Genomic DNA, 13,670 nt, shown 5'->3' on the forward strand with positions numbered 1-13,670 from the left:
CAACAAAGTTGATGGTTAGGTGTGGCAACGAGACGGCACCTGTCAGCATGTGGACATGAGCGCTTCCCATGACGAGCCGTTGGGCTTCCTGCTGTACCGGGTGATGGCCGCGTTGCGGCCCCAGGTCGCCGCAGAGCTCAAGCCGCTGGGGGTCGGCCTGCCCGAATTCGTGTGCATGCGGATCCTGGCCGAGCACCCCGGGCTCACCAGTGCGGTGTTGGCTCGCGGCACCAACGTCTCCGCGCAGGCGATGAATCAGGTGCTGCACGGCCTCGAGGACCGCGGTGCGCTCAGCCGCGCGGCCCCGGCCCCGGCCGGCCGCGCGATGCCAGCCCACCTGACCCGGCACGGCAAAGCGTTGCTGAGGCGGGCGGAAGCCTCGGTGGCGGTGGCCGAACAGCGAATTCTGGCCCGGCTCGCCGCAGAGCAGCAAAGTCAGCTCAAAGAACTGCTTTATGCTGCGGGCACCCCTTGAAAGGTGTCAGCTATGGATCGTCGCCGGATGATGATGCTGGCCGGATTAGGTGCGCTGGCCGCGGCCATCCCGACCGCGCGTGCCGGCGCCGCATCGGCGTGGGCGGGTGGCTACCTGTTTCACGACGAATTCGACGGGCCGGCCGGCTCGGCACCGGATCCGTCGAAATGGGTTGTGGCGAACCAACGTACGCCGATCAAAAACCCGACCGGCTTCGACCGCCCCGAGTTTTTCGGGCAGTACCGCGACAGTCGGCAAAACGTGTTCGTCGACGGCAAGTCCAACCTGGTGCTGCGTACCACCCGAGATGGCGGCAACTACTTCGGTGGCCTGGTGAGCGGTACCTGGCGCGGCGGTATCGGCACCACCTGGGAAGCGCGCATCAAACTCAACTGCCTGACCGGCGGCTGCTGGCCCGCCTGGTGGCTGTCCAATGACGATCCCGGTCGCAGCGGAGAAGTCGACCTGATGGAGTGGTACGGCAACGGGCAGTGGCCCGCGGGCACCACCGTGCACGCGAACCCGGACGGCACCGCATTCGAGACCCGCCCGGTCGCCGTCGACGGCGCATGGCACACCTGGCGCGTGACGTGGAATCCGGCCGGCATGTACTTCTGGGAAGACTATGCCGACGGCGCGCAACCGTACTTCAGCGTCCCGGCGACCGGCATCGAGGATCTGCACTACCCGATCCGGATGTGGCCGTTCAACGACGTCGGTTACACGATGTTTCCGATGCTCAACCTGGCGGTCGGCGGTTCGAGCGGCGGCGACCCCGCGTCGGGCACCTACCCGGCGGAGATGCTGGTCGATTGGGTGCGCGTCTTCTAGGCCCCGGGTGCGGGATGCATGCCAACGCGGCGCATGGTTGTATAACACCGTTTGCGGGAGTTGGCCGGGGGGACCGCGCCGAGTCGGAGCTCCGGCATGTAGCGATGGGTGGTAGTGCGTATGGATCGTCGCCGTTTGTTGACGACAGGGCTCGGCATGTTGGCAGCGGCGGCAACGCTGCCTCTCCCGGAAGCGCTGGCGTCCCCGTCGGCGCCGGACGCACCGGCTGCCGGGCCGGGCGGGCCGTACATCTTCGCCGACGAGTTCGACGGTCCGGCCGGTTCGCTTCCCGATCCGGCCAAATGGACGATCCAGACCTGGCAGGACGACGTCTACCCGCCGGTCGAGGGGATCTACCGCGCCGACCCGCAAAACGTGTTCCAGGACGGCCACTCCAACCTCGTCCTGCGCGCCACCCACGATTTTTTGGCCAACACCTACTACAGTGGCAAGCTGCGCGGGAACTTCCGCAGCATGATCAACCAGACCTGGGAAGCCAAGATCAAGCTCGACTGCCTGACACCAGGCTTGTGGCCGTCGTTCTGGGGAGTCAACGAAGACCCGCTGCCCGACGGCGAGGTCGACATCTTCGAGTGGTACGGCAACGGCCAATGGGCCCCCGGGACCACCGTGCACGCGGCGTCCAACGGGAAGACCTGGGAAGGCAAGTCCATCCCCGGTCTGGTCGACAGTGACTGGCACACCTGGCGGATGTATTGGGGCGAAAAGGGATTCGTGTTCTCGCGCGACGGGTCCGAGTACTTCAAGGTCCCCAACAAGCCCATTCACGTCGCCGGCAATCCGCCCGAAGACATGCGGTGGCCGTTCAACAACCCCGGCTACTGGATGACGCCCATGTTCACGCTGGCCGTCGGCGGTGTCGGCGCCGGCGATCCCGCCGGGGGTGTCTTCCCGGCGTCCATGCTCGTCGACTACATCCACATCTGGTAGCTACCGCGTCGCTTTGAACACCTGAACCAGGTTGAACTGCCAGCGCTCGACCAGCCGGAAGCCCAAGTCGTGTGGGACCGCGAAGGCCGGCGTGGCGCCGTAGCGCGGGCCGGGCGGCAGCGCTACCCCCTGCTGGTGGGCGGGCATCGACTCGTCGGCCTGGGTGATGATCCACACCACGCGGCAAGCGCCGAGCGGTTTGGCGACGACCTCCGGGATCAGGTTGGTGTCGAACATATTTCGGCGGTCGGTGGCGCGTTGCCACAGGGTCAGGTCGATCAGCTTCCGGTAGGCGTCGGGGCGTGCCGCCAGCAGGGGCCGCATCGGTGCGGGCATGAACGTCACCGTGTCGTTGACCAGTAGGCAATCACCCGGCGCGGCCTGCACGGTGATCAGATCGGCCACCTGGCTGTAGTCCATGCCGTACTTGGCATACGGGTTATGTTGCACCCGTAGGTAATTCGGTACCGCCGCGATCGCGAACAGGGCAACGACCACCGTTGCCACCCAGGGCTTGGCGGCGAGCGCGCCCACGCAGACGCCCAGCACCAGCGCGATCGCCGGCGCGGTGAAGCACAAGTAGCGCGGGGTGTAGATCGGGTGCACCATCGCCGACCACGCCACGATCAGCGCGGTCGGTATTAACAGCCAGGCGATTGCCAGCGTCAGTAATTGTCGTTCTGCCGCAACGAGTTTCACCGATGTCCAGCGCCACACCGCCAGCGCCGCCACGATCACCAGCGCCGACCACACCGCGAACGGTGGGCACCGTTCGAAGTACTGCTGAACCGTCACATCCTCGATCGTTCGATGCCCGATCGGTGCGACCCAACTGATCTGATGCACCTGCCCCGCGGCCACGAACAAAAACGGCGCCACGGCGCAGCTGGCCAGCACCGAGGTGACGACGAAGGCGGTCAGTACCGTGCGTCGGCGCACGAAAGCGCAGACGAACACGAGATGCACCGACAACAGCAGCACCAGGTACACGTCGAGAATCACCGAAACCACTTGGGCAACACCGTAAGCCAGCCAGATCCACGCGCTGGGACGACGCGTGGCGTAGACCAGCAATATGGCCAGCCACACCGCGGCCATCATTGACAGGGCGTACGGACGAGCTTCGATGCCTGCCCAGGTCGAGCGCGGCAGCACCGCGCAGATGACGCCGGCGGCCAGCGCCACCGTGCGAGAGGAAAACTGGTTGCCCAGCACCACGAGTCCGGCAGCGGCACCCCCGACGGCCAGACCGCTGGGCGCGCGAGACCAGAACTCGGTGGGTGCGAACATCTGGAACCAGCCGTGCATCAGCAGGTAGTACAGACCGTGGACCGCGTCGACATTGCCCAGCATCTGCCACAGCTGACCCAGGGAACGACTGTAGGCGGCCGAGATGGTCGCGGCCTCGTCGTACCAGAACGCGGGACGGCCGGCGCCGACAAGGCTTACCGCGGTCGCCAGTATGCCGACGATCAGCGGGTCCAGCACGCGACGCCCTGACACACCGCTATGGTGCCAGAAGCAAACCCGCGCGCGGCCTGCTAGTTGGTCAGGTACAGGTAGTACAGGCCGTCGGTGTGTTGGCGGCAGTCCCAGTGCGTCCACAACTGGTCGTCGTGCGCAAGCTCGACGTGCGAACCGTCGGCTTCGCACGCACCCAGGGTCGAGTAGACGCCGTCCACCTGAATCTCGTCGGCATTCGCCACGCCCACCGCAGTGGTCAGCAACCCACCCAGGGCCAGTAAGCTCGTCGCGATAATCCTGATCATGCGGATCTCCCCAGTTCCATCGGCCGGTTGCGAGGCGAACTAGATCGACTTGCCGCAGCACCCGAGGGGCAATTGCCCGGACTTGACCAGACCTTCATTTTTCGAACGTATGATCGAATAATGAGGCCGCTCGCATCGATCGGATACAACGGCCAGCCGGTCCGTGATCCGTTCCGCGTGGTACGCCCGCCCGTCGCGGTGCTGGTCGACCTGACCGTGCTTTTCCCGCGCGAGCCGCATCGCTCGGGCCGGTATCAGCCCAACGGGCTGCAGCTGCACAAGGTCGTCGAAGGGCGGCTGAGCTGCTGGGGTCTGTGCGAGCAGGGCGACTGGTGGGGACTGGTGACCTATCCAATTGCGTACGGGTCCAAGCAAAAAACCGTGACGCACTGGATACCGGCCTGGACGTTGCGGCGAAAGAGTTAGCGCCGGTGGGGGTTACAGTCGGCGACCCTGCACGTAGGTGCCGGCGATGGACGTCTGCCGGGTTCGCATCAGCAAGCCGAACAGCGTCTGGTCCCGGGCCATCGCCGGGTCCTGCGATCGCACGCCCTCGGTGATCACGGCCTTCAGCGCCGGCGTGCGGTTCGGGTCGACGACGACGACGAAGTCGGCCTCCTTGCTGACGTCGAAATTGCCGAACCGGTCCTCCATGTCCAGCGCGCGGGCACCGCCGAGCGTGCCGATGAACAGCATCTCGGCCGGATGCATCGGCACGCCGGCGTCGCCCGGCTCACCGATGTGCGCCTTGAAGGCCGTCGCCAGCACCTGTGGCATCAGCCACTCGTCCCCACCGCCGAAATCCGTTCCGGCGCCGATGTTTACCCCAGATGCGACCGTGCGCACCCACGGCATGGTGCCGGACCCGAGAAACTGTTGGGACACCGGGCAGTGCGCGATCGAGGTGCCCGTCTCCGATATCCGCCGCAGCTCGGTGTCCTGGCAGTGCACCGCGTGCGCCATCACACTGCGCCGCCCCAGCATGCTCGGGCCGCCGACCTTCGAGCCGGGCAAAAACTTGCCGTCATAGGTGTCCAGACACGTGTCGACCTGATAGGTCTGCCTGGTCTTGTCGACGTCGCCGGTGTCCGGACGGTTGTCCTCGTTGAGGTGTGTGTGGAAGTACACGCCCCGATCTCGCACCGAATCGTACAGTTCACCAAGCCTTTTCAGGGTCTCGACGGTCACCGCGTTCGCGAATCGCGGCACCAGCGCCACCTGCAGCCGGGCGGTCTTCACGTTGCCGGTGTCGGCCGCGTGCCACTTGTTGATCTCTTCGCGGGCCAGCCGGATCGCGTCGTCTTCCGACGTCATCAGCGGCTGGGCGGCCGGCGGTCCGACGGTCTGGATGCCGCGGCCGCTGACGATGCGCAGCCCGCGGCGCGCCGTTTCGGTGAACAACGCATCCTGAGCGTCGGGAAATGGCGATCCGAACACCATGGCCGCCGTGGTTCCGCTCGCAATGCGCCGATCGCAGAACTCGACGGCCGCCCGCCGCGCGAAGTTCCGATCGGCGAAGCGGGCTTCCGCGGGATAGATGCAGTGGTTCAACCACTCCAGCAGTTGCCCGCCGTGGTACGAGTCGGCGGCGAAGGTTTGCGGAAAGTGCACGTGGGTGTCCACGAAGCCGGGCAGCAGAAACCCGGGTCGATGATCTGTCACGGGTGTGGACCGGTACTTGAGCGGGACGTCGGCCCGGTCACCGCAGTACGCGATCTTGCCGTCGTCCTCAATCACCAGGGCGCCTTCCGGGATGGACACCAGTGCATGGGCGGCTTCGGACAGCAGCGGAGAACCGGCAAGGTGAAAAATGTGCCCAAGGTGAATCCGAGCCACGTGATCGTCCCCTAGTGTTTTCCCCGTCGCGCCGCAAATCACATACAACCACCCGGGGGTGTTCGGGCGACGGCGCGGACAACGAGCGCGGCTCGTTCGGTAGCACGGTGACGATGTCGATGAGAGGATTGCTGCCCGTGGCAGGAAGCTGGAGTTCGCTGTTACCCACGCTCATTCCGCTGGCGCTCGTTACCGCCAAGCGCCGTTGTCGATCATCCCGGCTGTCCTGGTGCTGCACGCACCGCAGCCGCGGCCCGCGGGGCTGGCCTTCCTGGGCGGGTGGGTGGTCGGGCTGGTGGCGCAGACGGTGTTGTTCGTCGCGGCCTCCGGTGGTCTCGGCGACATGCACAAGTCGTCGTCGCCGACGTGGGCGTCCTGGCTGCGGGTGGTGCTCGGGTCCGCGCTGATCCTGTTCGGCATCTACCGCTGGGTGACCCGGCATCGGCACACCGAGTCCCCGGCCTGGATGCGCCACTTCTCCACGATGCGCCCCCGGCGCGCGGCCGTTACCGGACTGGTGCTGACGGTGATCCGCGTCGAGGTGCTGTCGAGGTGCTGTTGATGAACTTGGCGGGCGGGGTGGCCATCGGTACCAGCCACCTGAGCGACGTCGACAAATTGTCGGCCGGAATCGTGTTCGTCGCCGTGTCCGCGTCGACGGTTGCGATCCCCATCCTCGCCTACGTCGCCGCGGGGCATCGCCTGGACGATTTTTTGGAACGCGTCAGAGACTGGATGGACAAGAACAACGCCGCGCTGATGGCGGCCATCCTGGTGCTGATTGGTTTGATGGTGCTGCACAACGGAATTCGTGCACTATAGGCTACTGGTAGCCGCCGTCGGCCAGACCGGCTTGGGCCTCCAGCCTGTTGGTCTTGCCAAAGATCCTGTCGCGGAGCACTTCCCAGAGATATTCCGTGATCATGCGGGAGTGGCCCTTGGCGGCCCACTGCTGGGAATGCAACTCCTCGTGATGCAGCACCCGGTCCAGCGCCAGCATGCTCTCCCGCGGCCGGCCCGTGCGGTCGGTGTACCACGCGTGGCCGGATTCGACGATTTGGCGCAGCCGTCGGGCAGCGCCGTCCGGGTCGTTGTCAATCGAGACGTTGACCATGAAGATGTCGCCCCACGTGGTGCCGCCCTGCCGACTGAACAGCCGCTGGATCCAGTTGCCGCCCAGGCCCATCAGCATGCCGTTCGGGGTGGTGACGAGGCGACCGCCGTTGCGGTCGACGAACCCGACGTCTGCGTCGTAACTCCAGCTGTTCGCCGCCTGACGGTCGATGATCCGCTGCACCTCGTCGGCGGTGTACGGGGTTTCGGGGAAATCGGTGAGCGGGCCGCCGTAGCCGGTGCCCGCGTTGAGGATGTAAGTCATCAGCGTCGCGGCGCGGACCTGATCGCCGGTGCTGCCCGGCGGAATGAGGAAGAACGACTTGCCGTCCGGGCCGCCGATCTCTGCCATGTCTTCTAGCACCCGAAAGCTCTCGCGCGTCACGGCGTGCCGATCGGCGATAACGCTGGTGACCGCGGTCGGAACGCCCCGGCGTTCGGCGTTGGCCAACCACTTCCGGTGCAGGTCCGCCGTCGTCCGCCTGGTCATAATCCGTCAATTGTTATCGGTCCCACCGCTAGGGTGTAGCGAATGAGCAGGGGGCCCTGGCAACGCGCGCGCAATCAAGCAGATCACCCGTGGTTTGGGCACGCTGGATCACGTGCTGTTCGTCGCCGTGGCCGAAACTCCGACCCCACTGCTCGACACGGTCATGCCGCCGCTGACCCGGGCCGCCGACCATTGCAAACTGTGGTTCGTCATCGGCGCCGGGCTGCTCGCGTCGCGGAAGGCGTCCGCGCAGCGCGGTGCCACTCGGGGGCTCGTGACGCTCGGTGTCACGAGTTTGTTCACCAACCAGTTCGCCAAGCGCATCCGCCGGCGTCCACGCCCGCTCTACGACTCGGTGCCGGTGGTCAGGAGATCTCGCCGCCGCCCCACGTCGAACTCGTTCCCGTCGGGACACTCGGCCAGCGCGGCCGCGTTCGTCGTCGGCGTGGGTCTGGAGAGTCCGCCGGTGGGTTTCGTGCTGGCGCTGCTGGCCGGGCTGGTCGGATTGTCGCGGGTGGCCACCGGGGCGCACTATCCCGGCGATGTGATCGCGGGGCTGGGCATCGGCGCCGGGATCGCCGTGTTGGGTGGCCGGCTGGTTCCGCCCGTCGTCGAAACCGCTCTGCCGCAATCGGAACCGCTGCGCATCGAAACGCCGGAACGTCCCGACGGCGCCGGCGTGGTGCTGGTGGTCAACCCGGCGTCGGGCAGTGGCACCGGGGCTCGCGTCGTCGACGAGGTCCGCGCCGAGTTGCCGCAGGCCGAGATCGTGGAACTGGGTCCCGACGATGACCCCGAGCAGGCGCTGCGTGATGCCGCCACGCGGGCCGAGGTGCTAGCGGTGGGGGGCGGTGACGGCACGGTGGCCACCGCCGCGGCGGTGGCAGTCGACGCGGGGCTTCCGCTAGCGGTCTTCCCTGCCGGCACGTTCAACCACTTCGCGAAGGACATCGGCTGCGACACCGTCGGCAAGACCGTGGAGTCGATCCGTCGCGGCAGTGTGGCCTGCGTTGATCTGGTGTGCCTCAACGAAAGTCGGATGGTGATCAACACCGCCAGCATCGGTGCGTATCCGACGTTCGTGCAGCAGCGCGAAAAGCTGGAGAAACGAATCGGCTAAGCAGCTGGCCGGTTTCTACGCGATGCTGCACACGCTGGGCAAGGATGCCCGTCCGAATCCGCTACGACAACAAGACCTTGCTGACATCGCTGTTCTTTCTGGGCAACTCGCTTTATCTGCCAACGGGATTCGCGCCGTCGCGCCGGACTCGCATGGACGACAGCCTGATCGACGTGCGCATCCTCGAAACTGGCGGTCGGTTCGCCACCACCAGGATCCTGACCGCGCTGGTATTGGGACGGCTGCAACGCAGCCCGCTGTACCACGAGCTGCAGGTGCCCGAATTCAGTTTCTGCGCTGTCGATGCACCGACGGTCGTCGCGCATGACGGCGAGGTCGGCGACGAGTACCGCGAGGCCAGCTTCACCGCGAAGTACCGGATTCTGCCGGTGTTCCGGCCGATTCGCTGAGCTGGGCGATCGGCGCCTGAGCCGGTTACGGCGTTGTCCCCTTTAGCTTTCCGCGTCCACACCCGGGTACGCGTCGGCCCAGGCACCGATGATCCGGCCGGCCCGATGCGCTTGACCGCGGGCCGTGAGCAGGTGATCGGAGCCCTCGAGCGAGACGAAGCTACGTGGTGGCGGGCCAGGCGGAAGATTTCGCTCGCGCTGTCGATGCCGACGGTGTTGTCGGTCGGATAGTACAGAATCAGCAGCGGCAGCCGCAAGGCTTTGATCTTGTCGTGTAGCTGCGCGGCACGGACTTCCTCGACGAATGCGCGCTTGAGGGTCAGCTTGCGCCCGTCGACCAGCCACTCGACGCTGCCCTCGGCCAAGCAGCGGTCGACCACTGCGTCGTAATGCTTTTCGACATGGCTGGGATCGAACGGTGCCGCCACCGTGACGACCGATCGCACACCCGGCGCGCGCATCGCCGCGGCGATCACCGCGGCGCCACCCCAGGAGTGCCCAACCAGCAGGTCGGGCGGCGTCCCGCGGTTGACCATGAATTCGCATGCGTGGACGATGTCGTTGGCCTTGAAGGTGAATGATCCGTCGCCCCAGTTCCCGTCCGACCCGCCCAGACCCAGCGCGTCGAAGCGCAGCATGCCGATGCCGTCGGACGCCAGCTGCTTGCAGATCCGGGCCGCGGCCGTGGAATCCTTGCCTAGCGTGAAGCCGTGTGCGAATACTCCCCAACCGCGCGCGGGAGTTTCCGGAATCTCGATGACCCCCGCCAGGTTCGCGCCGGTGGAGCTGTGGAACGTGACGCGTTCGCCCATAGGGCAGATTTAACTACGGGGCGCGGTGAGCGTCGCGGCCGCATAAGTGTCTGCGTGGCCTTTGCTGCGCGCCGCATGCTGTCACGCAACCCGCGATTGCGCATGCTCGTGGCGGCTGGACGGCCTTCTATCGGGGCATTCGCCCATATGGTCCTGACCATCGCCTACACGTTCTCGGTGGGGGGTGCGGCGACCGTGCTGGCGACGCTGACCACACCGCTCGCGGCGAGTGCGCGGAGCCGGACAGCCACCGATATCCTGACCAACGTCCTGACCAACGGAGGTTGCGACACATATGAAGCTTCTCAACGCAATGTGTTGGGTGCTACTTGCGCTCACGCTGCTCGCCGCGGTGGTCATGGCGGTGCGTCCGTCGCTGGCTGCTCAAGCCGGGGCGGCCCAAATGGCGTTACTCATAGTGTTCGTCATCATAGTGTTCGTCATCGTCCACGCGTGGCTGGGCTACTCCGCTCGAGGCATGGCCGCATTCGTCGTCATCGCCGGCGTTGTCGCTTTCGCATTGGAAGCAATCGGTGTCGCGACCGGCTTCCCGTTCGGCTCCTACACCCATCATCTGCCCGGTCTGAAACCCCTGGGCGTCCCCCCGGTGGCCATCGCCGGCTGGATCATGTTCGGCTACCTGGCGTGGGCACTGGCGCGGGTGATCTTGCGTCCCTTCGCCTCGGTGGTTGTCGGTGGCGCCGAACGCTTCACGACGCCCATCGTGGCGACGTTCATCCTCGGCGGTTATGACCTGGTGTACGACCCCATCGGGGCGACGGCGCACGACTGGTACTCCTATGACCACCCGACCGGGGCGCTCGGTGTCCCGCTGACCAATTTCCTCGGCTGGCTGCTGACGGGCTGGTTGATCTTCCAGCTTGTCGCGCTCGTCGAAACGAGGTTTCCCGCGCGCACCGTCGCGCAGAGCCGCGGATACTGGCTGCTGGCATGCTTGTTCTGGCTTTCGACCACCACGCAGGTCTTCACCAGTCTGATCCATCCGGCCGTCGGCTCGGTGGTACGCGGCGGCAAGACCATTCAGATCGCCGACGTCTACGAATCCTGCGCGTCAGCAGCGGTGTTCACCATCGTGCTCACCGGAATCATGGCGCTGGTCCGGCTCTACAGCCGGCCATCGGCTAGCTGAGTCCTTTTATGTTGGCGTGGCGCCGTATTCACGCAACCGACTTGTGACGGCGTCGTGACGTCACCATTTGGAAACGGCGCGGTGCGGCGCGCGTCGTGATCAGTGTTGCCCACCAACAATGAGGGCGGTCGTCGAGGGGCGACTTGGCTACGGCTGTGTGCTTCTGCTGCGCGAATGAAGGAGTTGGACGTTGATGACGATCTTCGATCGATTCAACATCGGTGTTGCTGCTAGCGCTGGATTGTGCAGTGCCGCCATAGCGTTGAGCCCGGACGCGGCAGCCGTCCCATATATGACGGGGGGCGGTGCCTGCATGTACGGTCAGGCTGGCGAGGCCGGCGCGCCGGCAGCGGGACCGGTCGCCGGGGGCGCCGGGGCGGCAGCGGCACCGTGCGCTGCTCCGCTGACCGACATGGCTGGGGTCCCGATGGTGGTGCCTGGTCCGGGAATCGTTCCGGTTCCGGCCGGTGCTCCGCTGATTGCGCTCGGGCCGCCGATCCCGCCGGTGCCGGTGGTCCCCCCGGTGCCGTTGGGCGCTCCTCCGGTTCCGATCGCTGCGCCGCTTCCGCTGGGGGCTCCGCTCGTCGCCCTGGGCGGGGTCGCGGATGGCATTCCGGTTGCGCCACTGATCGACATGTCCGGGGTGAAGGACGCGCCGACCGGTCCGGCGCCGACCGGCGGGCCGGTGCCCGGTCAGCCGGTGTCGCCCGGTCCCTCGCCGGTGCACGGAGGCTGATCCTCAACGACTGAATGACCCGCCGGACGTGCCCGGCGGGTCATTTCCATTGCAGGAGTCGCGTTTTCGAAGCGAGGCCGTGGGCGCGCGCTGGCGCGAGCTGCGTGCGCGAGACTTAAACCATGGCGACGTTGTGCGGCGTGTCGTCGCTGACGTTTTAATGTCGCGAGACCTTGCGCGCGAAGCAGGCCGTACTACGACGAGGGCAGCTCGTTGGTGGCCTCGCGTACGACTACCGGATCGCCGACGTTGACCGTGTTGTAGTACCACTCAGCGTCCTCGGGGCTCAGGCTGATGCAGCCGTGGCTCACGTTCTCGAGCCCGAGCGAATTAATGGCCCAGGGAGCCGAGTGCACGAAAAGCCCGTGGTTGGTTATGCGTACGGCGTAGTCGACGTCGACGAGATAGCCGTCGGGATCGTTGACGGGAATGCCGACGCTGCTCGAATCCATCTGCACGGAGCGTTCTTTCGACAGAACCGTGTAGGAGCCGATCGGGGTTGGGTACTCGGGTCTGCCCAACGAGGCGGGCAGCACACCCTCCTGGCCGAAGTGCGGGCGGTGGTGCGGCGACGGCAGGGACGACGGCGGTCCCGCCTCGACTCCGTCGATGCTCACGGTGAAAGTGTGCTCCGAGATGCTGGCAATGCCGATGATCCGGGGGCCCGTCTTGATCTCGGTGGGCTGGCCTTCCACGGTCAGCGCTATCGTGCTGTGGGCCGGCCAGTATTGGTCGGGAATCCACTGCACCACTTTGTTGTCGAGCCATTCATACCTGCCCGTCATCCGCGGGGATGACGTGATCTTCAGGGACTGCTCGGCGGCGTGCCGGTCGGTCACGGGCGCGCGGAATGTCACTATCACGGGGTGCGCCACTCCGACCGCCTGGTCGCTCCTGGGCAGCACCGAGGAGATCGGGAAGGGGTAGGACCGGGTGGCGGCCTTCAGGCTGACGTCGGCCGGCACCGGCAGGCTGACGACGGCCGATCCCGCGACCACGCTCGCGCCGATACCGATGACAGCGATGGCACACCGAATACCCGCGCGCATGGCCCCACTTCCCTGTTAACTGACAGCGTTGCAATAGGAATGGTAGAGCGGTGCTGAGCTGCGGAAGCGTAAGGGCGCGTTAGCAATTGATCAAGTGTCGGTCACGATTTGGCCTCAGCGAGCCGATCTGTCAACGTGGGTCATACGCAGGACGAATGTCTGAGCACCAGTGTTGTCAACGGAGGAGGCCGGTGTGTCGGCACGTTGGGTTCGTGGGGTCGGTCTGGCCGGTGCCGTGGTGATGGTCGGGGTGCTGTCGGGAGGCACGGCACAGGCCGCGCCGCCACCCGCCCCCGGGATCTTGGTCAGCGATGGAATCACCAAGTGCTCAACGGGTTTCGCGGCGCAGGGCAACGACGGCGGCTACTACCTGTTCACCAGCGGGCATTGCGACCATGGGGCGCCGTTCACCTACGACGAGAACGTCCCGCTCGGACACATCACCGCCAGCGAGGTGTTGGGCGATCTCAAAGACGCGGCGATCATCCGTCTTGATCCCGACATCGGTGCCCCGCCAGGTGACGTCGGCGGCCAACGCGTTCGGGGCGTGTTGAGCGCGTCCCAGGTCAAGGCGGGGATGCCGTTCTGTAAGTTCGGTGCGATGACCGGTGAGACGTGTGGCGCCGTCAACAGCCTCGACGGGGAGGTCGTCGAGGCGCACGTGTTCGCCCAGCCCGGCGACAGCGGCGGTCCGGGCTATGTGAAGAACGGCGACGGCACCGTGACGGCGGTCGGCCTGGTGATGTCCACCTCGTTGGCGGGTGATCCCAACACCACCTACTTCGTGCTGGTGCAGCCCCTGCTCGGCAGGTGGGGTGTGCACGTAGTCGCGTAGTGTCCGTTTCAGACACGCCATCGCCCCCGGTTGCGCCCTGCGGGAGCGCCCGTCGCATCTCCGCATTTGAACCGCGAGCACAATCAGCGATAG

12 protein-coding genes and 3 pseudogenes are annotated in these 13,670 nt (G+C 66.2%); 9 read left to right on the top strand and 6 right to left on the bottom strand.

All coding sequences use genetic code 11. The features are described 5' to 3' along the window. Nucleotides 1-55 precede the first annotated feature (55 nt). The 3 genes from T428_RS0111130 (at nt 56) to T428_RS0111140 (ending at nt 2,257) form a co-directional block, all read left to right on the top strand. Nucleotides 56-475, top strand: coding sequence for a MarR family winged helix-turn-helix transcriptional regulator (locus T428_RS0111130; RefSeq protein ID WP_025736542.1), 420 nt, complete (start codon nt 56-58; stop codon nt 473-475). Between the two features lie 12 nt (nt 476-487). Next, nucleotides 488-1,306 carry a glycoside hydrolase family 16 protein gene (locus T428_RS0111135; protein ID WP_036467800.1) on the top strand — a complete coding sequence of 273 codons (819 nt, stop codon included), beginning with the start codon at nt 488-490 and terminating at the stop codon, nt 1,304-1,306. Nucleotides 1,307-1,426: 120 nt separating this feature from the next. Then, complete coding sequence (locus tag T428_RS0111140) at nt 1,427-2,257, top strand: glycoside hydrolase family 16 protein (RefSeq protein WP_025736544.1); 831 nt, start codon at nt 1,427-1,429, stop codon at nt 2,255-2,257. Here the strand turns inward: T428_RS0111140 and T428_RS0111145 are convergent, their stop codons facing one another. Further along, nucleotides 2,258-3,760 (bottom strand): glycosyltransferase family 39 protein, encoded by a 1,503-nt coding sequence (locus T428_RS0111145; protein WP_036467802.1) that lies wholly within the window; start codon nt 3,758-3,760, stop codon nt 2,258-2,260. A 38-nt stretch (nt 3,761-3,798) separates the two neighbouring features. Next, the gene (locus T428_RS0111150; RefSeq protein ID WP_025736546.1) at nt 3,799-4,026 is read right to left on the bottom strand and encodes a hypothetical protein; all 228 of its coding nucleotides are present in this window, start codon (nt 4,024-4,026) and stop codon (nt 3,799-3,801) included. A gap of 120 nt (nt 4,027-4,146) precedes the next feature. On the opposite strand from T428_RS0111150, the gene T428_RS0111155 reads away from it, so the two are divergent. After that, nucleotides 4,147-4,452, top strand: a complete 306-nt coding sequence (locus T428_RS0111155) for a hypothetical protein (RefSeq protein ID WP_025736547.1) — start codon at nt 4,147-4,149, stop codon at nt 4,450-4,452. Between the two features lie 12 nt (nt 4,453-4,464). Here the strand turns inward: T428_RS0111155 and T428_RS0111160 are convergent, their stop codons facing one another. Next, entirely contained in the window at nt 4,465-5,862 is a 1,398-nt protein-coding gene (locus T428_RS0111160) for an amidohydrolase family protein (protein WP_025736548.1), read from the bottom strand. 119 nt (nt 5,863-5,981) lie between these two features. Between T428_RS0111160 and T428_RS27300 the strand changes: the two are divergent. Further along, nucleotides 5,982-6,684: pseudogene (locus T428_RS27300) on the top strand (GAP family protein). Between the two features lies 1 nt (nt 6,685). On the opposite strand, the gene T428_RS0111170 reads toward T428_RS27300, so the two are convergent. Continuing rightward, complete coding sequence (locus T428_RS0111170) at nt 6,686-7,465, bottom strand: hypothetical protein (protein WP_084298703.1); 780 nt, start codon at nt 7,463-7,465, stop codon at nt 6,686-6,688. Nucleotides 7,466-7,507: 42 nt separating this feature from the next. Between T428_RS0111170 and T428_RS27305 the strand changes: the two are divergent. Next, nucleotides 7,508-8,995, top strand: a pseudogene (locus T428_RS27305) (diacylglycerol kinase family protein). 42 nt (nt 8,996-9,037) lie between these two features. Here T428_RS27305 and T428_RS27310 read toward each other — a convergent pair. Continuing rightward, a pseudogene (locus T428_RS27310) lies at nt 9,038-9,807 on the bottom strand (alpha/beta hydrolase family protein). A gap of 295 nt (nt 9,808-10,102) precedes the next feature. Between T428_RS27310 and T428_RS27315 the strand changes: the two are divergent. Continuing rightward, complete coding sequence (locus T428_RS27315) at nt 10,103-10,957, top strand: carotenoid biosynthesis protein (RefSeq protein WP_084298704.1); 855 nt, start codon at nt 10,103-10,105, stop codon at nt 10,955-10,957. A 193-nt stretch (nt 10,958-11,150) separates the two neighbouring features. Continuing rightward, on the top strand, nt 11,151-11,693 hold the full coding sequence (locus tag T428_RS0111190) for a hypothetical protein (protein WP_025736550.1): 543 nt from the start codon (nt 11,151-11,153) through the stop codon (nt 11,691-11,693). Nucleotides 11,694-11,887: 194 nt separating this feature from the next. Here T428_RS0111190 and T428_RS0111195 read toward each other — a convergent pair whose 3' ends face one another. After that, on the bottom strand, nt 11,888-12,742 hold the full coding sequence (locus tag T428_RS0111195; RefSeq protein ID WP_025736551.1) for a L,D-transpeptidase: 855 nt from the start codon (nt 12,740-12,742) through the stop codon (nt 11,888-11,890). Nucleotides 12,743-12,935: 193 nt separating this feature from the next. Here T428_RS0111195 and T428_RS0111200 point away from each other — a divergent pair, with 193 nt between their 5' ends. Next, nucleotides 12,936-13,577, top strand: a complete 642-nt coding sequence (locus T428_RS0111200) for a S1 family peptidase (protein ID WP_025736552.1) — start codon at nt 12,936-12,938, stop codon at nt 13,575-13,577. Nucleotides 13,578-13,670: the final 93 nt, after the last annotated feature.

Source organism: Mycobacterium genavense ATCC 51234 (genome assembly GCF_000526915.1).
Taxonomy (GTDB): Bacteria; Actinomycetota; Actinomycetes; order Mycobacteriales; family Mycobacteriaceae; genus Mycobacterium; species Mycobacterium genavense.